This is a genomic window from Bacteroides sp. CAG:189 (genome assembly GCF_000432295.1).
Classification (GTDB): Bacteria; Bacteroidota; Bacteroidia; order Bacteroidales; family Bacteroidaceae; genus Bacteroides; species Bacteroides salyersiae.
The window spans coordinates 32,753-59,171 of sequence record NZ_HF991061.1 but is presented as its reverse complement, the minus strand read 5'-3'; the positions used below and the strand labels follow the sequence as shown (position 1 = coordinate 59,171).

The following is a 26,419-nucleotide window of genomic DNA, read 5'->3' as shown; positions in this document are numbered from 1 at the left end:
GTAAAAAAAAAGAGAAGATAGTTTGTTCCTGTGAAAAAAATATTTATATTTATCGCATGAACAATATCAATGCCGACATATTCAAGATACAATCGAATAATGTATTGCCGTCACGGGGAAAGATTCTGATCTCGGAACCCTTTCTCTGTGATGCTACATTCGGTCGTTCGGTAGTACTGCTTGTCGATCATACCAGCGAAGGCAGCATGGGTCTGATAATGAACAAACAACTCCCGTTGTTAGTTAATGATGTCGTTAAAGAGTTTAAGTATCTGGAAGACATCCCTTTATATAAAGGCGGGCCGATAGGGACCGATACCCTGTTCTATCTGCACACTTTATCCCAACTTCCCGGAGCGCTTCCGGTAAGTAACGGATTATATCTGAATGGAGATTTTGATGCACTGAAAAAGCACATTTTACAAGGTAATGAGATCAACGGGAAAGTAAGATTCTTTTTGGGATATTCCGGTTGGGAATGTGAACAGTTGATACAGGAGATCAAAGAAAACACTTGGATTATAGCTAAGGAAGATCCTTCTTATTTGCTTGATGGAGAAGTAAAAGATATGTGGAAAAACGCATTGGGCAAGTTAGGCAGTAAATATGAAACCTGGTCACGTTTTCCACAAGTACCTTCACTAAATTAATTCAACACTTATTTGGATAACAGCAGTTATTTGCCGCTTTCATTCAGCGTTATTTTTATGCGTTGCATCAGAGCGGCATCTTTATATCCTTCCGATGTCGAAAGCCAATCTTTCAGCAGTCCGCATTGCGCAAAACCACAGGATGCAAATAATTTCATACTGGCTTCATTCTCCGTGGCTACATGGGCATAAAGCTGATGGATTTGTAAAAAATCAAAAGCATAATCGCATAACAGGTTTAGTGCATCGGAAGCGTATCCGGCACCACGACAATCTGCATGTAAGGCTATTCCTACAGCGCCACGCGAATGTAAAGGAACAAAATCGGTTATATCGATCGTGCCGATCGTCCGGTTGTCCTCCCGGCGGATAATCATAAGGCGCAACTGCTTATCGGCGAACATATCGCTTTGAGAGCCCTCAATGTACTGGCGCAGCACATAACGGGAATACGGTACGGTGAAACTACTGATATCCCACATGGACGGATCGTTTTCCATTTCATACATTACGTCGATATCTTCCGGTTCGACTGCGCGAAGGTAAATACGGTCGTTTATTAAATAAGATTGTTTCATGTTGTCTACTTATACATAGTTTCTTTCAGGAGTTACCAATACGCGGCTTTTCGGATTATAAATACCTAACAAAAGCTTTTCCTCCTGACTTTGGGATAGTAAAGAGAGTATTGCAGAATAAGAAAAGACGCTGCTATCATACACCACATGTGTGAAACCGTCAAAATTCTCTTTCTGCAAAAGATTATGGCCTGCAACAGTCGATCTTTCATTTGAAATCACATAATGATGGGATTCGTTTAATTGATTCGATTGACAAATAGTGCGGATGCTGTACATGTTTTTTTCACTGGAAAATATAAGAAAGCGGGGTTCACATTTTCCTCTATCGGCGTATAAAGCCGGTACATGCTTTTTTATGAAAACGATGCTTAGCTTCAGCCAAGTTTGCAGTTTAATACCTGCCCGTACCATCCAACGGTATAATAATGGATAATGTGTACCATGTTTGCAGAAAAATATATCCATCGCTCCGTAGAATACGCGTACATACCGATAAGACTCTTTCGATGTACTCTCTCCCTTGTAATGTAAAATAGGATACGGCAGATAATAGTTTTTGTACCCAGCTTCGGTTATGCGACAGGATAAATCAATGTCTTCACCGTACATGAAGAAATCCTCATCGAGTAAACCGGAACTGTTTAGAGCTTTTCTGCGAAGCATCATATAGGCTCCGGCCAATACGGGGACCGAATGAACGGCGTTCTCGTCCAGACGGGAAAGATAATACCCGTCAAAACGAGGGTTATCAGGAAATATGCGATGCATGCCCGTAAGTTTCCAAAAAGAAGTTGCCGGAGACGGATATCCCCTTTTTGATTCCGGCAAGAAATGTCCATCCGGTGCAAGCATTTTCACGCCACAGGCACCTGCGTCGGGGTGGGTATCCATAAACTCAAGCACTTCAGCGATATTTGTTTCCGGAAGCAGCGTATCGGGATTTAATAACAGTACATATTCTCCCCGGGCTTTCTCCATAGCTTGATTATTGGCACAGGCAAAGCCTACATTCCTTTTATTGTAGATATAGGTCAGCTGGGGAAAACGTTCGGCGATGTATTCCGGAGAACCGTCGGTAGAAGCGTTGTCTACCACTATTACTTCTGTCGGGATGTTTTCTACGGCCCGGTAAAGAGATAGAAGACATTGCTCCAGATAATACTTTACGTTATAATTAACAATGACAACTGTGAGCTTCATTCTTCTTTATTTATATGGAGTTCATTACGGAGTCGTTTTTCACTGGGCAGACAAAAAAACGAAGCGGTCAGAGCGCATAAAGCGCAAAGGGCACCGGTACTGTTTAGTGTCATATAATAACACAGAAGATTATAGACAACTACGATAGCAAGCAGTCCCAAACGTATGTGACTCCACACTGCATAACGACTGAGAGCCACCGGAAAAGTAAGATTGTCAATCTTGCGTGTCAATACGAGAGAAAATAATTTCATGGAAAAGGGAATATTGATCGCAGTAAGCAAAATCCCTATCGTCTCAAGATAATAGGAGGTTCGCACATCATCGGCAAAAAGGCCGACAGGCAAGAGTTCTGTTTCACCGCCAACTACCAGTAATATGGCAACTGCCCAGAAAATGACATAAACGATTCTCTGGCTTTTCGCAATGTGTTTTATTTGTTCTTCCATCTAAATGATTTTCTTAGCTTAATTATACGGTTCCGGTAAATACCGTCCGGTTAACAATACTCCTGCCCAATGTCACCTCGTCGGTGTACTCCAATTCATCGCCTATGGAGACACCACGGGCCAAGACACTGAGTTTGACACCCATCTTCTCCAGCTTGCGATAAATGTAAAAGTTGGTCGTATCTCCTTCCATCGTGGTACTCAAAGCCAATATCACCTCTTTTATTCCACCTTCCGCTACCCGTTGCACCAGACTGTCTATCTGCAGGTCGCTCGGCCCTACCCCATCCATCGGAGAAATGACGCCGCCCAACACATGATACAGTCCGCGAAATTGCTGGGTGCCTTCTACTGCCATTACATCGCGGATGTTTTCTACTACGCAAACCGTGGAAGCGTCACGGGCGGGATTCGCACAGATCTGACAGGTGTCGGTATCGGATATATTATGACATACGCGGCAATATTTCACTTCGTGTTTCAGGGTGATAATGGAATTTCCAAAAGCTTCGACCGTGGCATTATCTTGCCGTAACAGATGCAGTACCAGCCGCATAGCGGTTTTTCGTCCGATTCCGGGAAGTTTGGAGAATTCTCCGACAGCCTTTTCAAGCAGGACGGATGGATATTGTTGGTTCATATATATTTCTAACTCGGTTCTATAATTCTGCGCAAATATACTCATTGATTTACAGATAGAAAATAAATTGCAAAATAAATCGTACCTTTGCGCCCGTTATGAGGATACTGGTCACTATTATCTGCTATTTTGCAGTACTGCTTTTGATTGCCCGGCTCACCGGAAAAGGAAAGAAAAGCAGTTCGGATGCTGCATTCTTCCGTGGAGAGAACCGGTCGCCATGGTACATCGTTTCCTTCGGAATGATTGGCGCCAGCATATCGGGAGTGACATTTGTTTCCGTGCCGGGGATGGTGCGAAGTATGGATATGACATATATGCAAACTGTCTTCGGATTCTTTTTCGGTTATCTGGTGGTGGCGCACGTGCTGCTTCCGATGTACTACCGGCTCAATCTGACAAGTATTTACAGTTATCTCGGCACTCGGATCGGTGTGCAGACTTACCGTACAGGCGCTTTCTTTTTTCTGCTTTCGCGAATGCTCGGTACGGCTGCCAAACTCTATTTGGTTTGCCTTATTCTCCACACGTATGTATTCGGGCATATGGGTATACCTTTCTGGGCTATTGCTGCCGGTTCGGTGGCGCTGGTATGGGTTTATACACACAAGAGTGGTATCAAAACCATTGTCTGGACAGACACGTTGCAGACATTCTGCCTGATAGCGGCATTGATTTCCATTATTTATTTTACGATACAGAAGCTGGATACGGGAGATGGAGGAATAATGACGATGATCGGTAATAGCCCGCACAGCCGCATATTCGTATTTGATGACTGGATGTCGCGGCAGAATTTCTTCAAGCAATTTCTAAGCGGTATTTTCATCGTGATCGTGATGGACGGGACTGGATCAGGATATGATGCAGAAGAATCTCTCTTGCAAGAATCTACGCGAGGCACAGAAGAACATGTATTGCTACGGATTCTCTTTCATCCCGCTAAATCTTCTGTTTCTATGCTTGGGCATACTGTTGCTGACGCTGGCCGGACAAATGAATTTAGCGCTTCCCGAGGTGAACGATGATATCCTTCCCTTGTTCGCCACTCAAGGCTATTTAGGGCAAACCGTACTTGTATTATTTACCATCGGCATCATTGCGGCGGCATTCAGTAATTCCGATTCTGCACTGACGGCTATGACCACCAGCGTATGTGTGGATTTACTCAGAACGGATAGGGATGTCGAAGAGGTCGCGCTCCGCCGTCGCGGAAAAGTACATATCACCTTATCCGTCATACTCGTTTTTTTCATCTGTCTGGTAGAAGCACTGAACAGTAAAAGTGTGATCGATGCTATCTATATAATTGCTTCCTACACTTACGGCCCGTTGTTGGGGATGTTTGCTTTCGGGCTGTTCACCCGGCGTAGGACGCGGGATCGCTGGGTGCCTTTTATTGCGGTGGCTTCTCCGATACTATGTTATGCGCTCGACCGCTTCGCAATGCAGAGTTATGGATATAAGTTCGGCTATGAGTTGCTTATGCTAAACGGAATGCTTACTTTTGCAGGGATGTACGCTTTATCTTCAAAAGAATTAAAAAACAAAGAACATGGAAATATCAAATGCTGAATTTATCATCAGTAACACGGACGTGAAGAAATGTCCGGCCGGACGCCTTCCCGAATATGCTTTTATCGGCCGTTCGAATGTGGGCAAATCCAGCCTTATCAATATGTTGACCGGCCGTAAGGGGCTTGCCATGACATCGGCTACTCCCGGGAAAACGATGCTTATCAATCATTTTCTTATCAACAACAGCTGGTACATCGTCGACCTTCCGGGTTATGGCTATGCCCGTCGCGGCATGAAAGGTCAGGATCAGATACGTACCATCATCGAAGATTATATTCTGGAACGGGAACAGATGACTAATCTTTTCCTTTTGATAGACTCCCGGCTGGAACCGCAAAAGATCGACTTGGAATTTATGGAATGGCTGGGTGAAAACGGGATACCTTTCTCTATCATATTCACAAAGGCCGACAAACTGAAAGGCGGACGATTGAAAATGAACATCAATGCCTATCTGCGGGAACTGCACAAGCAGTGGGAAGAACTCCCCCCCTATTTTGTTTCGTCGTCGGAAGACCGGACGGGGCGTGAGGAAATATTAGATTATATCGAAAGCATTAATAAGGATATTAATTCAAAATAAATTAATAAGAAACAATGAAGAAGTATGTTTTATCATTAGCAATCGTGTCGGCTTTATTGTTTGTAACAACAAACATCCAGGCGCAATCATGGGCCGATTTATTTAAAAAAGAAAACATCGAGAAAGTAGTGAATGCCGTAACCGGTAACAACGCGATAGATATGACCGGTACATGGACTTACTCGGGTTCGGCCATAGAGTTTGAATCGGACAATCTCCTGCAAAAAGCCGGTGGTGCGGCTGCCGCTTCTCTTGCCGAGAACAAATTGAACGAGCAACTTGCCAAAGTCGGCATTAAAGACGGACAGGTAAGCTTTACTTTCAATGCGGACAGCACTTTTACAAGCACCGTAGGAAAACGCACGATGAACGGAACGTATTCCTATGATACTTCCGACAAGACGGTACACCTGAAGTATTTCAGATTGTTGAACCTGAACGCTAAAGTAAACTGTACGAGTAGCAGCATGGAGTTATTGTTCAATTCGGATAAATTACTGAAATTGATATCTTTCATATCCAGTAAAAGTAGTAATACGACTCTGAATGCTATCAGCTCATTGGCTGATAGTTACGATGGAATGATGTTAGGCTTTGAATTGAAAAAATAGAAAAAAGGTCAGTAATGAAAAATGCCGGTTGCATCTGAATGAAATGCAACCGGCATTTTTTTAAGTCTTCCGGTATATCGGGATCGATTTCTTTTACATTAATATATACGGAACCGGTTTTCACAAGCACCGGGATCAGTGTCCGTAAGCACCGGTAACAACGCTCTTAAGCACCCTGCTTATATTATCTCCTTCCGGTGCTTACCCCCGGCAAGGACGCTTGTTATTTTTCGATGCCGAAACGATAGGTACAACGGCTCTTATAATTTTCGCCCGGCCGAAGTACGGTCGACGGGAACTGCGGCTTGTTAGGGCTATCCGCAAAATGCTGCGTTTCCATGCATATAGCACTTCTTTTTTGATAGGCAATGCCTTTTTTCCCCACCATTGCGCCGCGCAATCCATTAGCTGTATATATTTGTAATCCAGGCTCGTTTGTATATATTTCCATTGTACGCCCACTTTTAAAATCAATCAGGCGGGCTGCCAATTTCGTGTCATCCCCATCCGTATTCAGCACCCAATTGTGGTCATAACCTTTCACGATATTGAGTTGCATGACATCTTCATCGATCCGTTCGCCAATCACATGCGGTGTGGTAAAATCAAACGGGGTTCCGGCTACCGGTAAGATCTCTCCGGTCACGCATTTCAGCGAATCATAGGGCGTATACATATCCGCATTGATATAAAGCGACTGGTCCTCTACTGTCGTATTGAAGTCACCGGAAATATTAAAGAAGGAATGATGAGACAAATTGATGACAGTCGGCTTATCCGTTTCAGCTTCATAATGAATATCCAGTTCATTGTCTTTTGTCAATACAAAAATAACGTGTACTCTCAGGTTTCCGGGGAAGCCGTTTTCTCCATCGGGAGAGAAAAGGGACAATTTCAATGCATTTTCATCCAATTGTTCCGCCTGCCATATTTTGGAAGCAAACCCCGGATCCCCACCGTGGGCACAATGTGTATCCGTATTCGGCATCAGATGATAAGTAACCGAATCCAGCGTAAACGTTGAATTCACTATCCTGCCGATATATCGCCCGATAGTCGCCCCGAAATTCTGTTTTGTTGCCAGATAATCGGCAATCGTAGGATAACCACACACGATATCCTCCATTTTCCCATTTCTGTCCGGAACCATCAGTGAGACCACACGTCCACCGTAGTTCGTAATACAGGCTTCCATCCCGTTCTCATTTCTAAGTACATACAAGTCTGTCAATTGCCCGTCCACTTCTGTCTGAAAATCGCGTATGTTCAGTCCGGAAAGTGTCATTTCTTTTTCCTTTTTACAGGAAACGCATACCAATAATGCGAAAGCCGTTAAAATGATATCCCTTACGTTCATTGTTATTGTTTGTCTCTTTTTTAATACTATTTCGCAAAGATACAGTATTATTTCTAAAAAAAAGCTTTACCTTTGTCTTTCGTAAACAATAAAAAGGAAATAAGTATGAAAAAGATATTATTTTTCGCAGTAATGTTAGTGATGGGGATAAGCTATGCGTCTGCGCAGTCGGCCCAAATCAAGTTTGACAAAACGACCCATGACTTCGGGACATTCTCTGAAAACAGTCCGGTGGTAACTTGTGTATTTACTTTCACTAATATCGGTGACGCTCCTTTGGTGATTCATCAGGCAGTAGCATCCTGCGGATGTACGGTGCCCGATTATACAAAAGAACCGATTCTTCCCGGAAAGACAGGTACTATTAAGGTAACTTACAACGGGACAGGTAAATATCCGGGACACTTCAAAAAATCAATAACCCTTCGCACGAATGCCAAAACGGAAATGATGCGTTTGTATATCGAAGGCAATATGACAGCCAAAGATGCCAAATAATAAGAAATAGATAACAAGAGTTAAGGAGAATCTTTCGATTCTCCTTTTTTTTTGCTTTCTTTGATGCTTATTTACAAAGAACACAATAACACATTAAAATTTTATATGTAAGGTATGAAACAAGAAGAAGACAAATTCACCGGCTTGCCCGAAAACGCGTTCAGGGAATTGAAGCCGGGCGAAGTGTACAACCCACTGATGAGTCCCGGAAAGAATTATCCGGAAGTAAACGTATGGTCGGTAACCTGGGGTATCGCCATGGCCATCCTCTTTTCGGCGGCGGCCGCCTATTTGGGATTGAAAGTCGGCCAGGTATTCGAAGCCGCCATTCCTATTGCCATTATAGCGGTAGGTGTTTCGGGAGCGGCCAAACGCAAGAATGCATTGGGAGAAAATGTGATCATCCAGTCCATCGGAGCCTGTTCGGGAGTAATCGTGGCCGGAGCTATCTTTACCCTTCCTGCCCTGTACATCCTGCAGGCGAAATATCCGGAGATGACCGTTACCTTTATGCAAGTATTCATCAGTTCTCTTTTAGGAGGTGTCTTAGGTATTCTGTTTCTTATACCTTTCCGTAAATATTTCGTAAGCGATATGCACGGTAAATATCCCTTTCCGGAGGCTACGGCAACAACACAGGTGCTTATATCCGGAGAGAAAGGCGGCAGTCAGGCAAAGCCGTTGCTTATGGCCGGCATTATCGGTGGTTTGTATGACTTTGTTGTTGCCACTTTCGGTTGGTGGAACGAGAACTTTACCACCCGTGTATGCAGTGCCGGCGAGATGCTGGCAGAAAAAGCCAAATTGGTATTTAAAGTAAATACAGGGGCTGCCGTACTGGGTTTGGGGTATATTGTCGGATTGAAATATGCTTCCATCATTTGTGCCGGTTCGTTGGCGGTATGGTGGATTATCGTTCCGGGGATGTCTATGTTCTGGGGAGACAGTGTGCTGAATGCATGGAATCCCGAAATCACGAGTACTGTGGGGATGATGAGTCCTGAAGAGATCTTCAAATATTATGCGAAAAGTATCGGTATCGGTGGTATCGCGATGGCCGGTGTGATCGGGATTATCAAGTCATGGAGCATCATCAAGAGTGCCGTAGGATTGGCTGCCAAAGAGATGGGCGGCAAAGGAAACGTAGAGAAAAATATGCTCCGCACGCAGCGTGACTTATCCATGAAAATTATCGCTATCGGTTCCATCATCACGCTGGTTCTGATATTCTTATTCTTCTATTTTGATGTAATGCAGGGCAACCTGATACATACATTGGTAGCTATCGTTCTGGTGGCGGGCATTTCGTTCCTTTTTACTACAGTGGCTGCCAATGCCATTGCTATTGTCGGCACCAATCCGGTATCGGGCATGACGCTGATGACGTTGATTTTAGCTTCCGTCGTGATGGTAGCTGTCGGGCTGAAAGGCCCTTCGGGCATGGTAGCGGCTTTGGTTATGGGTGGCGTGGTCTGTACGGCATTATCCATGGCCGGCGGTTTTATCACCGACTTGAAAATTGGTTACTGGTTAGGTAGTACTCCTGCCAAACAGGAAACGTGGAAATTCCTCGGAACAATCGTTTCTGCCGCTACCGTAGGCGGAGTAATGATTATCCTCAACAAAACATATGGCTTCACCAGTGGAGCACTGGCTGCACCGCAGGCAAATGCAATGGCAGCCGTTATCGAACCGTTGATGAGCGGTGTAGGTGCGCCGTGGCTGCTTTATGGTATCGGCGCTATACTGGCCATTATACTTACTTGTTTCAAAGTTCCTGCACTCGCCTTTGCATTGGGTATGTTCATTCCGCTTGAATTGAATGTTCCTTTGGTAGTGGGTGGAGCTGTCAATTGGTATGTGACAAGCCGCAGCAAAGATGCTTCATTAAATACCGAACGCGGAGAAAAGGGTACTTTGCTTGCTTCCGGTTTCATTGCCGGCGGCGCTTTGATGGGTGTGATCAGTGCAGCCATGCGTTTCGGAGGAGTCAATCTCGTAAACGATGCCTGGCTAAACAACACTTGGTCGCAGGTATTGGCCCTCGGTGCCTATGCTTTGCTGATTCTTTACTTTATCAAGGCTTCGATGAAAGTAAAATGATAAATAATGCGGCAATGTGCCAATATGCCAATGTGCCGATTGGCTGTGCTATCCTGCCGGATGGCAATCATGTATTGGCATATTGACACGTTGGAATGTGGATGCATTTACGTATCGATATTGACATATCAACCATTGTTCTAACTTAATAAAACCCGTCTTCATGAAAAACCTATTAACGGTTGCATGTCTTGTAATACTCCCTCTGACTTCTATCGCTCAGGGGGAGCGTTATAAACAGATAACCGATCCCCAACTGACAAGTATACGCAAAGAAGCCCCCCGCAGTAGCTTTACATCGTATACGAACGAGAAAGATGCTGCCGTAAACAACCGGAAAGACGGAACTTTCCGCCTCTCGTTAAACGGCAAATGGAAATTCAACTATGTAGACAGTTTCTCAACCCGCCCGACGGACTTCATGCTTCCGGAAAAGAATGTAAGTGACTGGGCAGATATCCAGGTACCCGGAAACTGGGAGCGGCAAGGCTTCGGAATTCCTATCTATGTGAACACGTCTTATGAATTCTGCTCACCGGGATATGCCCCGTATTGGGATCGGCCCAATCCTCCGTATGTACCCGAGGAATGGAATCCGACAGGAACCTACCGGCGTGATTTTACGCTTCCTGCCGATTGGAATGGAAAAGAGATTTTTCTCAGTGCCGACGGAACTAAAGGAGCTGCATTTTTTTATCTGAACGGACAGTTCGCAGGAATGAGTAAAGATGCCAAGACTCCTGCCCGCTTCAATATCACCCAATTTGTGAAACCGGGTAAAAACGTGATTGCCGTGCAAGTTCATCGTTTCTCGGATGCCAATTATCTGGAATGCCAGGACTTCTGGCGTTTGAGCGGATTCGAAAGGGATGTTTATCTTTATGCACAACCCAAGCTCCGGATGGCAGATTTCAAAGTAGAGAGCCCACTGGATGCCGATTATAAAGACGGTATACTGAAACTCAAGGTGAAGGTGGCCGATAGCGGCAAGCCGGTATCGACTTCTTACGTCCTTTCTTATAAGCTTCTCGACAAAGACGGAAAGCAGGTAGCGACTTCAGATTATGCAGTGGAAGCAATGCCGGTTTCCGCTCCTTCTCAAAGTACAAATGAATTTATTTTTGATGACAATATCATCAGGAACCCGAAACAATGGACTGCCGAAACTCCTTATCTGTATACTCTCATTATCAGTTTAAGAGAACCGGAAAACGGAGAAGTACTCGAAGCCACCAGTGTAAAAGTAGGATTCCGTACTGTAGAAATGAAGAATCATCAGCTATGCGTCAACGGCAAGCCTATTTTGGTGAAAGGTGTCAACGTACATGAGCACAATGAGTACACCGGACATTATGTTACGGAAGAACTGATGCTGAAAGATTTCGAACTTTGGAAAAAATACAATGTAAATACTGTGCGTACTTGCCATTACCCTCAACAGGAACGCTTCTATGAGCTATGTGATGAATACGGTATGTATGTGATCGATGAAGCCAATATCGAATCTCACGGAATGGGATATAACCGTGAAGTAGGCGGTACACTTGCCAACAATCCGTTGTTCATGGATGCACACGTGGCGCGCACTGTCAACATGTACGAGCGCGATAAGAACCATCCCTCCGTCATCGTATGGTCATTAGGGAATGAGGCCGGAAACGGAGTGAACTTCTACAAGACTTACAGCTTGCTGAAAGAGCTGGACAGCCGTCCCGTACAGTACGAACAAGCCCACTTGGAATGGAATACGGATATTTGTTGCCCGATGTACTCCCGCCCTGCCGATATCGAAAAGTACGCAAAGAATCCCAAACATACCCGTCCGCTTATTCTGTGCGAATATGCACACGCAATGGGTAACAGTTTAGGCAATTTCCAGGAATACTGGGATATTATCGAGAAATACCCTCTTCTGCAAGGTGGTTGCATCTGGGATTGGGTGGATCAGGGATTTGCCGAGAAAACGGCAGATGGCCGCAAGTATTGGACGTATGGCGGCGATTACGGTGCAACCGGTACTCCATCCGACGGTGATTTCTGCATCAACGGTGTTGTCTATCCCGACCGTTCGGTAAAACCGCAAACTACGGAAATGGGCAAGGTATATCAGAATATCAAGTTCGTCAATTTCAAGAAAGAAGCCGGAACGGTAGATGTGCGCAATGATTTTAGTTTTACCAATCTGGATAAATACGATTACCACTACATCATCCGCGATCATGGAAAAGAAATCTATACCGACAAGTTCCGTGCAAGCGGTGCTCCGGGCGAAACCGTCACGGTGCAACTGAAAGGTATTCCGCAAGAACAGACGAATACCGGAGATGTACGCATCGAGTTCTACGCTACTGTGCGTACGCCCGAACCTTTCCTTCCGGCAGGCACTGTGATAGCCCGCGAACAGAACTACATCTACACTTTCCATAAGGATAATGCTGCTTTGCAAGCAGCTGCCCCCGTGAAGGAAACAGAGACGCAAGCCATCTATTCCGGCAAAAACTTCAAAGCGGTATTCGACAAGAAGAGCGGCATGCTGGTTTCTTACAAATATAACGGAATGGAGTATATACTCAACGGACAAGGATTGCATCCTAACTTCTGGCGTGCACCGATCGACAATGATTATGGTGCCGGATTACCACATAAATTAGGAGTGTGGAAAGAAGTCAGCTATGGAGAAGTGACGGCTGCTGTCTTCAATGCCCGAAACGGTGAAGTAACCTGTTCTTACAAATTCCCGAAAGCGGATGCAAGTTGGGACATCACCTACAAGATATATGCCGACGGAGTGATCAAAGTAAACAACCGGTTTGTGGCAGCGAATGAAAAGACTCCGATGATACCGCGTATCGGTTTACGTATGCAAATGCCGGAAACATTCACAACATTGACTTACTACGGACGCGGTCCGGAAGAAAACTATCGCGACCGTCGCACTTCTCAGTTCTTCGGAGAATATTCGCTACCGATCAAAGACATGTATGAACCTTACATCCGTCCGCAGGAAAACAATCACCGTACAGACATCTATTGGTGCGCTTTCACCAACAAATCCGGTGCCGGTCTGTTACTCGTTGCCGACCGTACGTTCGAATTGAACGCTTCGAACCATCCGCTCGAAACTCTTGACAGTGGAGATGACCTGCACAACGCAGCACCGCGCACAGCCGAAACAGACCATCGCCACCTCACCGATCCGAAACCGGAAAAGGTGGTAGATGTATTTGTGGACTACCGGATGATGGGTATTGGCGGAGACAATAGCTGGGGTGCCCTGCCACACGAACCTTATCTGATACGTACCGGTAGCGGGAATGCCATAGAATATGGTTTCACGCTGGTTCCATTTGGGCGCAAGGTTGATTTTAGAAACTTAATTTATCAATATTAATAATGAAAACGATCCCAACCTTTTTGCTGGCTGCCTGTTTTATAGGCAGCCAGGCAAAAGCACAACAGGAAGCAAATCCGATGTTGGCTAATGCCCAAACTTTTATAGATGTTCCTTATGTAGCTCATACTCTTGAAACGGATGGTGAAGAAGATTTAGTCATCAATTGTGATGAAGTGGATTGTACTACTTTCGTAGAATATGTCCTTGCTCTGTCTCTTCCTTCGGCATCGGGAAACAAGATGAGCGAAAGTGATTTTGCGGCTAATCTGCAACGTATCCGCTATCGTGAAGGAAAAATAGACGGGTATACTTCCCGTCTGCACTACACTTCCGATTGGATCAACAACGGGGTACGCGGCGGATTCATGGAAGATGTTACGGCAGCCAATAGTCCGTATACCCAGAAATTATCGCTTTCGTACATGTCTTCCCATCCGGAATTATACAAACATCTGAGCAATTCTCCGGAAAATGTGACGAAAATGGCAGAGTATGAGAAAGCATTGTCGGGACAGGAAATACATTGGCTGCCCAAAGATAAACTGCCCGTAAACGGACTCCCCTGGATAAAGAGTGGAGACATCATCGTTCTGACTACAAACATACCGGGATTGGATACAGCGCATATGGGGATTGCCATCTATGTGAAAGACACTTTGTGCCTGCTTCATGCCTCTTCTTCAAGAGGGAAAGTATTAGTAGATAAACTTGCATTAAGCCGCTTGCTCGACCGTAATAAAAAATGGACGGGAATACGGGTAATAAGAATGAAAAAATGAAAGAAAGAATGAATTAAAGAGTGAATGGAAAAATGAAAACGACAAAAAAAATGGAAGCAACAAAAACAATGGAAACGACAAAAGTGATGAGGACTATTTATCTTTTATTTATCAGCCTGTTCTTACTGGCCGGCAATCTGCCTGCGCAGGATTGGGCCAATTTAAAACAATTTCAAAATGACAACGCAGCATTGGGCGCTCCTGCCAAAGGAGAAAAGCGCGTAGTATTTATGGGTAATTCCATCACCATCGGGTGGTTGAACAATTGTCCGGAATTTTTCAAGGATCGTCCCTATATCAACCGGGGCATCAGCGGGCAGACAACTCCACAGATGTTGCTGCGTTTCCGTCAGGATGTGATCGATCTGCAACCCAAAGCAGTAGTGATTCTTGCCGGTACCAATGATATCGCCGGAAATACAGGCCCCTCTACGCTCGAAATGATAGAAGACAATCTGGCATCTATGGCCCAGTTGGCAAAGGCAAACGGTATCAAAGTAATCCTCTGTTCTGTGTTGCCTGCCTTCGATTATCCATGGCGGCCGGGTATGGAACCCAACGTCAAGATTCCGGAACTGAACAAATGGATCAAGGCCTATGCCGAAAAGAACAAGTTCATTTATGTGGATTATTTCTCCGCAATGGCTGACGACAGGAACGGACTTCCCTCCGATCTGTCAAAAGACGGGGTGCATCCCAATAAAAAAGGGTACGAAATCATGCAACCGATGGTTGAAAAAGCGATTGCAAAAGCACTGAAATAGTCAGCTTATTTTCGCGTAAGCAACCTGCTTAATTCAAGTTCAAGGCGTTGCTTCACTTCGGACATCGGGAGTTCTCCTCCCAGTTCCTGGCGCAGTGAAGTGACGCCTTTGTCTATAAATCCGCAGGGATGGATGTAACAGAAATAACGTAAGTCGGTATTCACATTCAAGGCAAGGCCATGCATCGTGACATAATGGCTGCTCCTTACTCCGATCGCACAAATCTTGCGTGCCCGGGCAGTATCTCCTTCCAACCACACACCGGTGGCTTTTGCCAGCCTTCCCGTCTTGATTCCATAAGAGGCACACACGCGGATAACCGCCTCTTCCAGCAGATGCACGTACTCTTTCAGGCCGAGACCGAACTCTTCAAGATTAAGAATGGGATAACAGACCAATTGTCCCGGACCGTGATAGGTAATATCTCCTCCCCGATCGATATGATAAAGCGTCGCCCCTATTTTTTCCAATTGCGCTTCGCTCAATAACATATTATTCTCCTTTCCGCTACGTCCTAACGTATACACATGCGGATGTTCACAAAAGACAATATGGTTTTCATATACGTCGTTATTCTGCTTGGCTTGAATCAGAGAATCAAACCATTCAGTCTGTCGTTGCCAGGCTTCGGCATACGGAATAAGTCCCCAATCGGAAAAGAACATTTGAATGATGATTTATGAATTATAATTTATGCCCTGCAATTTACAAATTATACTGCAAAAAAGCAGCATGCCGGGAAAATAATTCATAAATCATCATTCATAAGTCATTTCCTTCTTCCTAAGCTAAGTGAATTCAGAACGACACTCACACTTGAAAATGCCATAGCCGCACTTGCCAGCATTGGATTCAAGAGTAGCCCGTTCAGAGGAAAAAGTACGCCTGCTGCAATGGGAATTCCTATGAGATTATAGATAAACGCCCAAAACAGGTTCTGATGAATGAGCTTTACGGTCTGTTTGGACAGATCGAATGCTTTCGGTAACAATAGAAGATCGGAAGTCATCAGTGTAACCATAGCTACATCCATGGCAATATCGGTACCTTTCCCCATAGCGATGCTGACATCGGCCAGTGCCAATGCTTGCGAATCATTGATGCCATCCCCCACCATTGCCACAGTCTTTCCCTGCAACTGCAATTCGCGGATAAAGTCTTCTTTGTCATCCGGCAACGCATCGGCTACAAAACGGTCGATACCCAATTTCCCTGCCACAGCCAGGGCTGTACGTTGCCCGTCGCCGGTCAGCATGCAAATGTCGATTCCTTGCCGTCTCAGTTCTTTCACAGCTTCGGCAGAGGTGGACTTGACAGGATCGGTGACAGCGATGATGGCTAATAGTTGATTCCGGCGGCCAAAGTAAATGATGCCGTTTCCTTCGGATTCATATTGCACCAACATATCGGCCATAACATCCGTTACGACAGCATCGAAATCCTTCAACAGCTTATGACTGCCTACCCAGAACAGATCACCTTCATAGACAACCTTAATTCCTTTTCCGGTGATGCTTTCAAAGCTTTCGAGCGGTGCCGGCACTACCTTCTCTTCGTCTTTCAAAGATGCAACGATTGCTCCGGCAAGAGGATGTTCCGACTTCAGCTCGGCAGCGAGAAGTACATTCTTGAAACACTCTTCCTGAGTCTGCGCCCATAGCCAACCACTGACAGTAGGATGGCCTTCGGTCAATGTTCCGGTTTTATCGAGTACCACGACATTTACTTTCCGCATCTGTTCCAGAGCGACGGCATCTTTTATCAAGATATGCTGGCTGGCCGCTTTGCCGATACCTACCATCAGGGCAGTAGGCGTGGCCAGTCCCAAAGCGCACGGACAAGCAATCACCAATACGGAAACGGCAGATAGCATGGCATATGAGAAATATTCCGTTCCGCCTATTACCATCCAAAGTACGAAAGTCAGTACGGCGATGCCAAGCACCACCGGAACGAAGATACCCGTCACACGGTCGACAATACGCTGTACGGGGGCTTTACTTCCCTGTGCTTCCTGCACCATGCGGATGATGCGGGCAAGAACCGTTTCACTGCCTACCTGTGATGCCTTGATGATGAACGAGCCACGTTGATTGATGGTACCGGCAAGCACTTTATCTCCCTTCTTCTTATCTACCGGAATCGGTTCACCGCTAATCATGCTTTCATCCACAAAAGAATCTCCTTCGGCAAGAACCCCATCTACCGGAATCTGTTCGCCGGGGCGGACAACTACCAGATCGTCAACCTGTAACTGGTCGATTAAGATTTCTTCCTCAATTCCATTGCGTAATACGCGTGCAACTTTCGGCTGCAACCCCATGAGCTTTTTAATCGCAGCAGTTGTGTTGCCTTTTGCACGCTCTTCCATTAATTTGCCGGTCAGCACGAAAGCAATAATAACTACGGAAGCCTCGTAATAGACATGCGGCTCCAAGCCGCGACTATACCAGAACTCCGGAAAGAAAGTATTGAATGCACTGAACAGAAATGCGATGGACGTGCTAAGGGCTACTAACGTATCCATGTTACTACGTCCTAACTTCGCCTGCTTCCATGCGCCCGTGTAAAACGAACCGCCGAAAAGAATCATCACCGCAAGGGTCAGTAATAGCTGTATTTCGCTTGAATATGGCACATGCATGAAGACCATAGACAAAAGCAACATCGGAACAGCGAATACCCAAGCACCGACGACCTGCATTTTCAGCTTGCGATAGTGCTGGTGTTGTGCTTCCTCGCGCCGTTCCTCTTTCAGGTTTTCTTCTTCTATGATAAGGTCGTACCCTCCGGAAAGCACAGCCGCCCGGATCTCTCCGGGAGCCAGTTTGTCGGCTTCATACGAAACGGAGAGTGTATTGGTGGCAAGATTTACTGAAGCATCTACAATGCCCGGCAGCTTGCGAACTGTTTTTTCAACATTATTGGCACATCCCGCACAGTGCATGTTCAGTACGGGAAATGCCTTCTTTGTAATAGTACCCATAATTTATTTAGTGATTAGTGGTTAGTGATGAGTGATAAGCATTGGCTGCTATTCACTCATTACTAAATAAACAACATTTACGGGCCGTTTGTTCAAATTACTTCTTTTCCGCCTGCTTTGTTTCTTCTACAAATTCCGCTTCGTAATTGAATTTCTTGAAACCGGCCTTGAGTTTCTCTACATTTGTTTTGTCAGCATCGTAGGTAATGGACACCGTCCTTGTTTTCAAGTCCGTAGAGAACTCCTTTACTCCTTTCTCAAACTTGATATTATTCTTCACTTTCCGTTCACAATTTTCACAATGCATCTGTGATACTTTGAATACTGCTGTACGGATGTCTTTGGCCATAACGGCTGTTACGCTCAATAATGTTATCACCAAGGCTGTCAACATTCTTTTTGTTTTCATATTTTTTCCTCCAATTTATAATTAATAATATTACTTTTTAATTTCATTCACTGTTTCTTGCCAGATTAAATCTGATGCCGATATAGGCTTTTGCACCATGCATCGGCCCCCATATCATAGTAGAATCAAAATTATCTCCCCAAGGATTTGCCGCATCTATGATCGGATTCTTCTGCTTAAAATTAGTAAGGTTCTCTCCTCCTACGTAGATGGACCAACGGCGGAAATAACGGGTCACCTGCGCACTCAATTGTTCAAAGCTGCCATACCGTTTTTCCCATGACAGTCCGCCATCTGTCAGGGTATACGGATTCGGCATTCTTCCGCCGCCGTTCAGTTGGAGTGTTGCATCAAACTGCCATAATCCCAACGGCGTCTGATAAGAAGCTGTCAGAAGCCCTTTATATTTTCCGGTCAAAGGTTTCTCCAGCAATTCTCCGTTATAAGTGGTCTTCGCATCCGTCAGGCGGTAAGCCGCAGTCAGAGTAAAACCTTTGAAGAGCGGATAATTCGCCTCTACCTGCAATACTTGTGAATAAGAACGCCCATTCAGGTTGTAAAACGACACTTCATGAGGATTCGTATCCATATCCACTACCACTTGTTTCTGAAAATCAGTATAATAATATTCTGCGTTGATATTCAGCGTCTTGCCAAAAAGGGGAATGTAAGTTGAAACACTTGCTCCATAATTCCAGGCTTCTTCCTGATCGAGATGACCGGCTATTTTCACTTTACGGCTACTGGCAAGCAGATAATTATTTTCTGCAAGTACATGATTGGTCCGGTAGCCTTTTCCGGCCGAGAGACGCATGTGCAGATACTCATTCGGATTGTACTTGATATGTGCACGGGGAGTGATAAAGAACCCGTGCTCGCTGCTGTGGTCGCCGCGTATTCCTCCCATCAGCATCAGTTTATCGTTCAAATTGAAAGTATACTGAATGTATGCCCCCGGAACAGATTCTTTTACGAATGCGTTTGTTAATCCCGACTCCGTATTGTTGGTCAGGCGATAATGCTGGTCGTATCCATCGTAATTGAAACTCAATCCGGTAGAAAGGCTGTGCTGCTTACTGAATTCGGTCTCAAACAATAAAGATGCGTACACATTGCTCTGATCCACATCGTAAAGTTTATGCCCGTATACGGCATCCTGATTATGAATCGTCCCTTGCAGGATAAGGGCGAGATTGGTATTCTTCTCCTTATCAAAGATGTAAGCGTTCTTAGTGAAGGCTTCGTAACGGTTGGTTTTGATACCTATCTCATAGAGATCGTGTGCCGGTTGGTCATTATGTCCGGCCTGTCCGCTGTTACGCTGTTCCGACATACCCTTGATACCTGCCTGAAACACATAACGGTCGCCCATATATGCCCAACGATTCCACAAATTATACTGCTCCACACGGGGAATATCGACAAAGCCATCGTCATTGCTGTCATGTGTTTTGGTTTCATTCTCATAATGTGCAAGCAATAAGGTGCTCCATCGTCTGGAAAGTTTTACCGTAGCGTCGGCATTCGCTTCATAACGGGCGGTACTGCTGGCAAAAAGATTGGCTGATACCCAGTCGGCATCCGGAAGTTGAGGTTTTTTGAACTCTACGTTTATCTGCCCTGTGATCGATTCGTACCCGTTCTTAACCGATGAGCTGCCTTTGCTAACCTGAATACTTTGCATCCAGGGTCCTGGTACATATCCGAGACCATACGGTGCCGCAGCTCCTCTGTAATTAGGGATGTTTTCCGTCATCATCTGTACATACGTACCCGAAAGCCCCAATAACTTAATCTGCTTGGCTCCCGTTGCCGCATCGGAATAACTGACGTCTACCGAGGGGTTGGTAACGAAGCTCTCGCCAAGATTACAGCAAGCCGCACGGGTGAGTTCGGCGCTACTGATGATATCTTCGTTCATAACACTGTTCCGCAATTTCATCGTTCCGAGTTTTCTGCTTACGATATTGACTTCATTCAACTCCACCCCCTCGCGGAGCACAATATCAAGTTCCTGATTTTTATCACTGACGTGGATCGTATCATTTTCGAAACCGATAAAGCTGACCACAAGTATATGGCTCTTTGCCGGTTTGGATATCGAGAACCGGCCGTCTTCAGCAGTTGTTACGCCATTCGTGGTATTCATCCAAAACACATTGGCACCGGGGATAGGTTCTCCGGTATTGTCTTTTACAATTCCTTTTACTTGTGCCTGCGCAGTATAGAAAGTAAAGAAAGCAAGAAATAAGAATATATATTTTATATACATAAATTGTTTCATGATGCAAAATTACACGATAACCAGTGCAACAGGGTTGCACAATGGTATATTACTTATCTATGGATTAATATTACTCTTCATATCTCAGATATAAATATCCCGACTCTTCAAAGTATAAGATATAATCAGAAAACATGGGGATGTTCTCATGTACAACATCCGGATGTTCTTGTACACAACATGGGGATGTTCTTAATGAAAACATGGGGATGTTTTGAATCTTAAGATATAAAGAAATAGGTATTAGAAATAATGAAAACAGTATCATTGAATACTATTCTCATGCATTCCTTTCTTAGCACACTTGGAGTCTAAATAAGCAGGACAGAATATAAAGCCAGATAATGTCGCGAACTGACAGGATGTGGAGGAACGTTGTAGGATGTCTCCTGCCACTCTCCCATAAACAATATACTGCGAAATTGAGGTAATAACTCACAGAATAATTGCATGACAGGAACGCTGACGGAAGCTTCACATGAATGCTTCATCAGATCTACCTTATAGATCGTGGCTGTGCATCCCTCTTCTTTACATGATTTATCTGACTGTTGATGAGACTTACGGCATTTGGGACAACCATTACTGCAACAGTTTTGTGCGGTTTCGCATGCAGCGCAGCAATAATCAATAACAGAAACTCCTGCCCCGACATATATGATTGTCAGGGAAAGTATTACAGCAAATATGTAACGGAATCTCTTCATATCGGTTGCAAAGATAGAAATAAAAGATGAAATTCGAATCAAAATGAAGATAAAAGGTTATGCAGCTCTCATGAGGTTAATAAAAATTATATGATTATTATGAAATGTTTTGGCATATCCTATCTGTTTATTTGCAAAAAGAAATGGAAATATATAAAATTCAAAACAGAGGCTAATGGATAGCAATGCTTTTTCTTCTCCGATAAATTCTTCGGTTCAGGAGAACTTAATCAAAGTCATAGGTATCGGAAGCGGCGGTTGTGGCATCGTGCGTTTCATACGGCAGGTAAGACTGGAAAATATTTCGTTTGCCACATACGATGCAAATGTTATTGCTTTGGACAAGTATGAGGATATTTCTATAGAGATACAATTTTCAAAAATCTTATTCATCATAGCATATATGGATGAAGTAATTGGAATGGAGACGATTCCGGTTATAGCACGTGTTGCAAAGGAACTTAATGTTACAACAGTCGGAATTTTAATTATTCCTCCTTCGTATGATACCACAGACGGGAAAATCTTAGAACAGAATAAATCCATAAAAAACGTAATGCAGTATACCGATTCTCTACAAATAATTCATGGCAAATCTATCGTATCTTCTTTAGGAGCCGATTTTAAGATTCAGAACATAATTAACCAACACGTATTGACAATCATAGGTGATATAGTGAATATCATCACAAGAAACAACATGGTTGCTATGGATTTTGTAGATATAAACTGGGCTTTGAAAGGAGGAGGATTAGGCTTTGTAAGTTCAGGGATAGGTAAAGGGAGAAAACGGATAGAAAATGCTATTCAAGATGCATTAAAATTACCCCTGTGCGATGGCCTTGATATATCGGAAGCAAAGCGTTTATTACTCAACTTCACTTATGGCAAGGAGGAAAATGTTTCTTTGTTAAAAGATATGGATACGATAAAACATTTCATAGAAACGATGTCTTTAGTGGAGACAACTTTCGGATTTGAACGTGGTTCGAACAACATATCAGAGAATGCGGTTAAAGTAACCGTTGTGGCTTCCGGATTTGAAAAAAATGAGAAATAAAATAATAATTTTATAGCTTATGTGATATTTTAGCACATTAAATTATTTCCTTTGCTTTTAAAGGAAAGGAGGAAAAGGAAAATGCTGCATCTTTTTCTTTTATATTAGCAGCCGGAAAGCCTAACCCCGTAAGAATAGGCAGGTTCTAAATATAAACAAACATGAATGTATCTTTATTAATGAAAGACTCTTCTTACGGAGATTGCCAGAAAGAAACAATGCTGGATTTTATTCTTTCATGGACTTTGCGACGCGCGTCTTCTGCGTATGCTAATGAGAAAACAATCTTATACAATTATTGCCGGGAAATTTTATTTCGCCTGTTAGACATAAAAGAGTATGATAACATTGAAGTTTGCAGCGTTGAAACTTGGAAACAATGGGAGCATATTGATTTGCATACTAACATTAAACTGAGTATTAATGGAAAACCAGAATGGCATGCTATTTTGATAGAAAACAAAATATACACCCCAACTCACGATGATCAATTGAAACGTTATCGCCAAATATTTGATGAAGCCTATAAAGACGGAAATTTTTGTCTACATTATGTATTAATAACCTGTCATGAATCTCCTTCCGAACAGTTACGGCACGATTGTAGCGAAAATGGATTTATTTGCTTTCCTATACTGGACTTGTTTCCTAATGATCGGGGGAAAGATTCCGAAAGCGACATATTCAATGAATTTTGGTTAAGGGAATGGTAAACAGATATAGTCTCTATTTGTGATATTATAACAAAGCACTATGCCGTAACGTGGTAGCCATTATGTAGTTATGTTACGGATATTATGCAGTAATATTATAGTAATACAACGTTGAAAAACAATATTAATCCGATTCGTATAAAATAAGAGGAGAAGCATTGCATTTATAAGTATTGTCTTCTCCTTTGATTTATTTTTTCTTTGACTGTTTGCCGATTATTTTTCCGGCAGTAACATTGCTTCTATTTATTAATTTCTATTTTAATTTCAGTATTAAATTTCCTGACATAAATAAAATCGGTAAGGGCAAAGTTTGTATGATCAAAGAGATTATGAAATGCATTGATTAGCTGCAAGTCCTTTGTTAGTTCACGATCAAGTCCTTCATTCCAGTTGGGTGGTGTACAATTCATACCGATGAAAGATTCAAAAGACTCCTCCAAATCAAATGGTAAAACCAAAGCTTGAGTCACTCCGGATTTATATAATGAATTCCATCCGGAATCACAAATAGCTTCCCACAACCTTTGGCGGTCTTCACCCTGCACGGGATGTGATTGGGGATAGTCATCACTCAAATAGCATTCTGCAGTCAATCTAACAAATTCATCGTAATCATTTCTGTCTTTTATGTCATTCCAAATGTAGTGAGCACGTTCATACATCTCTTGCAAAGCACTTCTTAGGGTATCATTGAATTCAACGATTGTTGGTAACAATTCTGCTTGGCATCGCAAGGCATAGTGGTTGAGGATATCCTTGCGCAACTCAAGTAGACATGCTTCATCTGTATAGTTATGATGCTTTTTAAATGGGCCGTTATAACTAAGAAGAATAGTATCTTCGAGCTTCTTTATGGGATATTCGTTGTACTTCATCATATTTTCAATTCTGTTATACCATTAATACTACTACTCTTTTCTTATTTTACAAAACTACCATAACAGTATGAAAAATTGTAGCATAGTCCTGACCTTTTTTACAGTATTCTCTAAATTACTTGATCGGTGAAATACGATAAAGGCAGGTTGGTCATATTCTCTATAATCATATAACACCAACTATGTTTACAGAAACACGGTACATACCCATATAAATTGCATTATTCTCTTTTGGTAATAATATGTTTCATTATTATTTTCTAATATTAATAGTTTTTGTAGCTTTGCAAATAAACGTAGTAAATTTATATTCTCACATTGTCAATCAAGAACTATTAAAATAATACTTATGAAAAAATTACATCTTCTATTTCTTTTTATTGGAATTTTATTTTCATGTCAAAACGAGGACGATCCGGATATTATAATCAATATACCTAAGAAGGAATATACAGTAGAAAGTACAGGCGGGATTGTCGATATCATTCTGCAATCCAGTATGGAACCAAGCATTGATATTGAAAAAAAAGAATGGTTGCATTCTGTAAATACAAGATCGGAACAGTTTAATATAAAAAGTTTTATATGCGACCCAAATCCTCTATCCCAAGAAAGAACTTCCAAAATAATCTTTACCATACCGGGGTCAGAAATTATACAGACTATTTTAATCACCCAAAAGGCATCTGTAAGTAATGAGCCCTGTATCACGTCATTTGTTTTCGAAGCGGATAAAAATCCTCAGTTATTAATTTCCGATATTGTTGCAACAATTAATAAAGACGGAACTATCTCCGCACATGTTCCATATGTGTTACCTCACAAACAATTAATTCCTACCATAAAATTGGACAATGAAAAGACATGGGTAAAAGTACCGGAAAACATGGAAGGACTTAACTTTTCTTCGCCTTTGAACATCACAATAGAAAACACTGAAGGAAAAACGAAAGAATACAAAGTTTTAGTATACGCTTTCACGGGATTGCCTGTGATGTATATCAATACGGAAAATGATACAGAAATTACTTCCAAAGAAGAATATGTCAACGCACATCTACGAATTGTAGAGGATATCTATACCCGCTCGGGAGAAATATTCGAGAGCGATGTAACAATTAAAGGAAGAGGAAATTCTACTTGGTCGCTGCCTAAGAAACCATATGCGTTGAAATTTGATAAAAAGACTTCGCTGTTGGGTGAACCAAAAGATAAATCATGGGTGTTATTGGCCAATTACACGGATAAAACCAATCTGCGAAATGAAGCAAGTTTCTTTATGGGAAGAATCAGTAATTTGGAATGGACACCAAGGACTCACTTTGTAGAATTATTCATGAATGAAGTATATTGTGGTACTTACCAATTGTGTGAGAAAATAAAAATAGCAGATTCGAGAGTCAACATTACAGACGATGGATACTTAATGGAAATAGATCAACCTGACAGGATCGGCCCGGAAGACATATCATTCAAAACGAAGAATTTGACGTTTTGTGTCAAAGATCCCGATATAGAAAAAAATGGAGAGCGTCATAAATGGATATCTGATTATGTAAATAAAGCGGAAGAAGCATTATTGGGAAGTAATTTTTTAGATGAAACTGAAGGGTATGCCAATTACTTTGATAAAGTGAGCTTTGTCGATTGGTATTTGATTAATGAAATAACGAAGAATAATGATGCATGTTTCTTCAGTAGTTGTTATTTAAACATTACTCCGGGAGGAAAGCTAAAAATGGGACCATTATGGGATTATGATATTGCATTAGGCAATGTTAACTATAATGACAATCAAAGCTACGAAGGGTTTTGGATAAAGAAGAAAGTAACTTGGTTTTCCCGAATGTTCGAAGATCCTTCTTTTGTGGCATTGGTAAAAGAACGGTTTGCATACTTCAAATCCAAAGAAAATGATATGCTGACTAATATTAACGAAAATGCAACTTATTTGAAGTTTTCTGTTATTGAAAACAATGCGAAATGGAATACGCTATACGAACAGACGTGGCCTAACTATGCGGTTTGGGGATCTTATAATAATGAAGTGCAGTATCTGAAGCAATGGTTGAGTAAACGTTTGGCATGGCTCGAAAGTGCTTTCTCGGAATTGTGATAATCGAATCTATATATTCTTTATTCAAACCATTGTTATGAACTTTCCAACGCCCTCCGCAAGTTCCATCATCTCT

22 protein-coding genes and 1 pseudogene are annotated in these 26,419 nt (G+C 43.0%); 12 read left to right on the top strand and 11 right to left on the bottom strand.

The genetic code is table 11. The features are described 5' to 3' along the window. The first annotated feature begins 56 nt into the window (after positions 1–56). The gene (locus tag QVP90_RS08920) at positions 57–650 is read left to right on the top strand and encodes a YqgE/AlgH family protein (protein WP_005932082.1); all 594 of its coding nucleotides are present in this window, start codon (positions 57–59) and stop codon (positions 648–650) included. A gap of 26 nt (positions 651–676) precedes the next feature. Here QVP90_RS08920 and QVP90_RS08915 read toward each other — a convergent pair whose 3' ends face one another. The 4 genes from QVP90_RS08915 to recR are packed head-to-tail and all read right to left on the bottom strand — an operon-like array spanning position 677 to position 3,520. Further along, on the bottom strand, positions 677–1,228 hold the full coding sequence (locus QVP90_RS08915; RefSeq protein ID WP_005932084.1) for a GNAT family N-acetyltransferase: 552 nt from the start codon (positions 1,226–1,228) through the stop codon (positions 677–679). 9 nt (positions 1,229–1,237) lie between these two features. Next, positions 1,238–2,431, bottom strand: a complete 1,194-nt coding sequence (locus QVP90_RS08910; RefSeq protein WP_021936212.1) for a glycosyltransferase family 2 protein — start codon at positions 2,429–2,431, stop codon at positions 1,238–1,240. After that, the gene (locus tag QVP90_RS08905; RefSeq protein ID WP_021936211.1) at positions 2,428–2,880 is read right to left on the bottom strand and encodes a hypothetical protein; all 453 of its coding nucleotides are present in this window, start codon (positions 2,878–2,880) and stop codon (positions 2,428–2,430) included. The genes QVP90_RS08910 and QVP90_RS08905 overlap by 4 nt, the downstream gene beginning before the upstream one ends. A 22-nt stretch (positions 2,881–2,902) precedes the next feature. Continuing rightward, positions 2,903–3,520: a recombination mediator RecR gene (recR, locus tag QVP90_RS08900; RefSeq protein WP_025819037.1), complete on the bottom strand. Its 618-nt coding sequence runs from the start codon at positions 3,518–3,520 to the stop codon at positions 2,903–2,905. A gap of 98 nt (positions 3,521–3,618) precedes the next feature. On the opposite strand from recR, the pseudogene QVP90_RS08895 reads away from it, so the two are divergent. From QVP90_RS08895 to QVP90_RS08885, 3 genes and pseudogenes are all read left to right on the top strand, one after another. Further along, positions 3,619–5,095 (top strand): annotated as a pseudogene (locus QVP90_RS08895) (sodium:solute symporter). Further along, complete coding sequence (gene yihA / locus QVP90_RS08890) at positions 5,076–5,681, top strand: ribosome biogenesis GTP-binding protein YihA/YsxC (protein WP_021936208.1); 606 nt, start codon at positions 5,076–5,078, stop codon at positions 5,679–5,681. The pseudogene QVP90_RS08895 and the gene yihA overlap by 20 nt, the downstream one beginning before the upstream one ends. A gap of 14 nt (positions 5,682–5,695) precedes the next feature. Beyond that, positions 5,696–6,292, top strand: a complete 597-nt coding sequence (locus QVP90_RS08885) for a DUF4923 family protein (RefSeq protein WP_005932096.1) — start codon at positions 5,696–5,698, stop codon at positions 6,290–6,292. Positions 6,293–6,515: 223 nt separating this feature from the next. Here the strand turns inward: QVP90_RS08885 and QVP90_RS08880 are convergent, their stop codons facing one another. Continuing rightward, the gene (locus QVP90_RS08880; RefSeq protein WP_055294699.1) at positions 6,516–7,649 is read right to left on the bottom strand and encodes an aldose epimerase family protein; all 1,134 of its coding nucleotides are present in this window, start codon (positions 7,647–7,649) and stop codon (positions 6,516–6,518) included. Between the two features lie 105 nt (positions 7,650–7,754). Between QVP90_RS08880 and QVP90_RS08875 the strand changes: the two genes are divergently transcribed. The 5 genes from QVP90_RS08875 (at position 7,755) to QVP90_RS08855 (ending at position 15,187) form a co-directional block, all read left to right on the top strand. Next, positions 7,755–8,147, top strand: coding sequence for a DUF1573 domain-containing protein (locus QVP90_RS08875; protein WP_025819035.1), 393 nt, complete (start codon positions 7,755–7,757; stop codon positions 8,145–8,147). A 114-nt stretch (positions 8,148–8,261) separates the two neighbouring features. Then, on the top strand, positions 8,262–10,250 hold the full coding sequence (locus QVP90_RS08870) for an OPT family oligopeptide transporter (protein ID WP_007480872.1): 1,989 nt from the start codon (positions 8,262–8,264) through the stop codon (positions 10,248–10,250). Between the two features lie 163 nt (positions 10,251–10,413). Then, positions 10,414–13,641, top strand: coding sequence for a glycoside hydrolase family 2 TIM barrel-domain containing protein (locus tag QVP90_RS08865; RefSeq protein WP_021936206.1), 3,228 nt, complete (start codon positions 10,414–10,416; stop codon positions 13,639–13,641). A gap of 2 nt (positions 13,642–13,643) precedes the next feature. Next, positions 13,644–14,423 carry an N-acetylmuramoyl-L-alanine amidase-like domain-containing protein gene (locus QVP90_RS08860; protein WP_130059038.1) on the top strand — a complete coding sequence of 260 codons (780 nt, stop codon included), beginning with the start codon at positions 13,644–13,646 and terminating at the stop codon, positions 14,421–14,423. 68 nt (positions 14,424–14,491) lie between these two features. Next, positions 14,492–15,187 (top strand): SGNH/GDSL hydrolase family protein, encoded by a 696-nt coding sequence (locus QVP90_RS08855; RefSeq protein ID WP_025819033.1) that lies wholly within the window; start codon positions 14,492–14,494, stop codon positions 15,185–15,187. Between the two features lie 5 nt (positions 15,188–15,192). On the opposite strand, the gene lipB is transcribed toward QVP90_RS08855, so the two are convergent. The 5 genes from lipB to QVP90_RS08830 form a co-directional block, all read right to left on the bottom strand. Next, the gene (gene lipB, locus QVP90_RS08850; protein WP_021936204.1) at positions 15,193–15,852 is read right to left on the bottom strand and encodes a lipoyl(octanoyl) transferase LipB; all 660 of its coding nucleotides are present in this window, start codon (positions 15,850–15,852) and stop codon (positions 15,193–15,195) included. Between the two features lie 104 nt (positions 15,853–15,956). Then, the gene (locus tag QVP90_RS08845; protein ID WP_021936203.1) at positions 15,957–18,173 is read right to left on the bottom strand and encodes a heavy metal translocating P-type ATPase; all 2,217 of its coding nucleotides are present in this window, start codon (positions 18,171–18,173) and stop codon (positions 15,957–15,959) included. Positions 18,174–18,270: 97 nt separating this feature from the next. Beyond that, positions 18,271–18,582: a heavy-metal-associated domain-containing protein gene (locus QVP90_RS08840; protein WP_005932120.1), complete on the bottom strand. Its 312-nt coding sequence runs from the start codon at positions 18,580–18,582 to the stop codon at positions 18,271–18,273. A gap of 43 nt (positions 18,583–18,625) precedes the next feature. Further along, positions 18,626–20,854, bottom strand: a complete 2,229-nt coding sequence (locus QVP90_RS08835) for a TonB-dependent receptor (RefSeq protein ID WP_264381150.1) — start codon at positions 20,852–20,854, stop codon at positions 18,626–18,628. A gap of 323 nt (positions 20,855–21,177) precedes the next feature. Then, the gene (locus QVP90_RS08830) at positions 21,178–21,573 is read right to left on the bottom strand and encodes a hypothetical protein (protein WP_081504163.1); all 396 of its coding nucleotides are present in this window, start codon (positions 21,571–21,573) and stop codon (positions 21,178–21,180) included. Between the two features lie 175 nt (positions 21,574–21,748). On the opposite strand from QVP90_RS08830, the gene QVP90_RS08825 reads away from it, so the two are divergent. Both QVP90_RS08825 and QVP90_RS08820 read left to right on the top strand, forming a co-directional pair. After that, complete coding sequence (locus tag QVP90_RS08825) at positions 21,749–22,633, top strand: hypothetical protein (RefSeq protein ID WP_007480859.1); 885 nt, start codon at positions 21,749–21,751, stop codon at positions 22,631–22,633. 161 nt (positions 22,634–22,794) lie between these two features. Beyond that, positions 22,795–23,346 (top strand): PD-(D/E)XK nuclease family protein, encoded by a 552-nt coding sequence (locus QVP90_RS08820; protein WP_007480858.1) that lies wholly within the window; start codon positions 22,795–22,797, stop codon positions 23,344–23,346. 242 nt (positions 23,347–23,588) lie between these two features. Here QVP90_RS08820 and QVP90_RS08815 read toward each other — a convergent pair whose 3' ends face one another. Further along, positions 23,589–24,227 carry a hypothetical protein gene (locus QVP90_RS08815; RefSeq protein ID WP_007480856.1) on the bottom strand — a complete coding sequence of 213 codons (639 nt, stop codon included), beginning with the start codon at positions 24,225–24,227 and terminating at the stop codon, positions 23,589–23,591. 349 nt (positions 24,228–24,576) lie between these two features. Between QVP90_RS08815 and QVP90_RS08810 the strand changes: the two genes are divergently transcribed. Next, positions 24,577–26,343 carry a CotH kinase family protein gene (locus QVP90_RS08810; protein WP_021936201.1) on the top strand — a complete coding sequence of 589 codons (1,767 nt, stop codon included), beginning with the start codon at positions 24,577–24,579 and terminating at the stop codon, positions 26,341–26,343. Positions 26,344–26,419: the final 76 nt, after the last annotated feature.

Bases quoted from the DNA above. Each gene is read 5' to 3' on its own strand.
- QVP90_RS08920 (WP_005932082.1), top strand. From the start codon at position 57: ATGAACAATATCAATGCCGACATATTCAAGATACAATCGAATAATGTA.
- QVP90_RS08915 (WP_005932084.1), bottom strand. From the start codon at position 1,228: ATGAAACAATCTTATTTAATAAACGACCGTATTTACCTTCGCGCAGTC.
- QVP90_RS08910 (WP_021936212.1), bottom strand. From the start codon at position 2,431: ATGAAGCTCACAGTTGTCATTGTTAATTATAACGTAAAGTATTATCTG.
- QVP90_RS08905 (WP_021936211.1), bottom strand. From the start codon at position 2,880: ATGGAAGAACAAATAAAACACATTGCGAAAAGCCAGAGAATCGTTTAT.
- recR (WP_025819037.1), bottom strand. From the start codon at position 3,520: ATGAACCAACAATATCCATCCGTCCTGCTTGAAAAGGCTGTCGGAGAA.
- yihA (WP_021936208.1), top strand. From the start codon at position 5,076: ATGGAAATATCAAATGCTGAATTTATCATCAGTAACACGGACGTGAAG.
- QVP90_RS08885 (WP_005932096.1), top strand. From the start codon at position 5,696: ATGAAGAAGTATGTTTTATCATTAGCAATCGTGTCGGCTTTATTGTTT.
- QVP90_RS08880 (WP_055294699.1), bottom strand. From the start codon at position 7,649: ATGAACGTAAGGGATATCATTTTAACGGCTTTCGCATTATTGGTATGC.
- QVP90_RS08875 (WP_025819035.1), top strand. From the start codon at position 7,755: ATGAAAAAGATATTATTTTTCGCAGTAATGTTAGTGATGGGGATAAGC.
- QVP90_RS08870 (WP_007480872.1), top strand. From the start codon at position 8,262: ATGAAACAAGAAGAAGACAAATTCACCGGCTTGCCCGAAAACGCGTTC.
- QVP90_RS08865 (WP_021936206.1), top strand. From the start codon at position 10,414: ATGAAAAACCTATTAACGGTTGCATGTCTTGTAATACTCCCTCTGACT.
- QVP90_RS08860 (WP_130059038.1), top strand. From the start codon at position 13,644: ATGAAAACGATCCCAACCTTTTTGCTGGCTGCCTGTTTTATAGGCAGC.
- QVP90_RS08855 (WP_025819033.1), top strand. From the start codon at position 14,492: ATGGAAACGACAAAAGTGATGAGGACTATTTATCTTTTATTTATCAGC.
- lipB (WP_021936204.1), bottom strand. From the start codon at position 15,852: ATGTTCTTTTCCGATTGGGGACTTATTCCGTATGCCGAAGCCTGGCAA.
- QVP90_RS08845 (WP_021936203.1), bottom strand. From the start codon at position 18,173: ATGGGTACTATTACAAAGAAGGCATTTCCCGTACTGAACATGCACTGT.
- QVP90_RS08840 (WP_005932120.1), bottom strand. From the start codon at position 18,582: ATGAAAACAAAAAGAATGTTGACAGCCTTGGTGATAACATTATTGAGC.
- QVP90_RS08835 (WP_264381150.1), bottom strand. From the start codon at position 20,854: ATGTATATAAAATATATATTCTTATTTCTTGCTTTCTTTACTTTCTAT.
- QVP90_RS08830 (WP_081504163.1), bottom strand. From the start codon at position 21,573: ATGAAGAGATTCCGTTACATATTTGCTGTAATACTTTCCCTGACAATC.
- QVP90_RS08825 (WP_007480859.1), top strand. From the start codon at position 21,749: ATGGATAGCAATGCTTTTTCTTCTCCGATAAATTCTTCGGTTCAGGAG.
- QVP90_RS08820 (WP_007480858.1), top strand. From the start codon at position 22,795: ATGAATGTATCTTTATTAATGAAAGACTCTTCTTACGGAGATTGCCAG.
- QVP90_RS08815 (WP_007480856.1), bottom strand. From the start codon at position 24,227: ATGATGAAGTACAACGAATATCCCATAAAGAAGCTCGAAGATACTATT.
- QVP90_RS08810 (WP_021936201.1), top strand. From the start codon at position 24,577: ATGAAAAAATTACATCTTCTATTTCTTTTTATTGGAATTTTATTTTCA.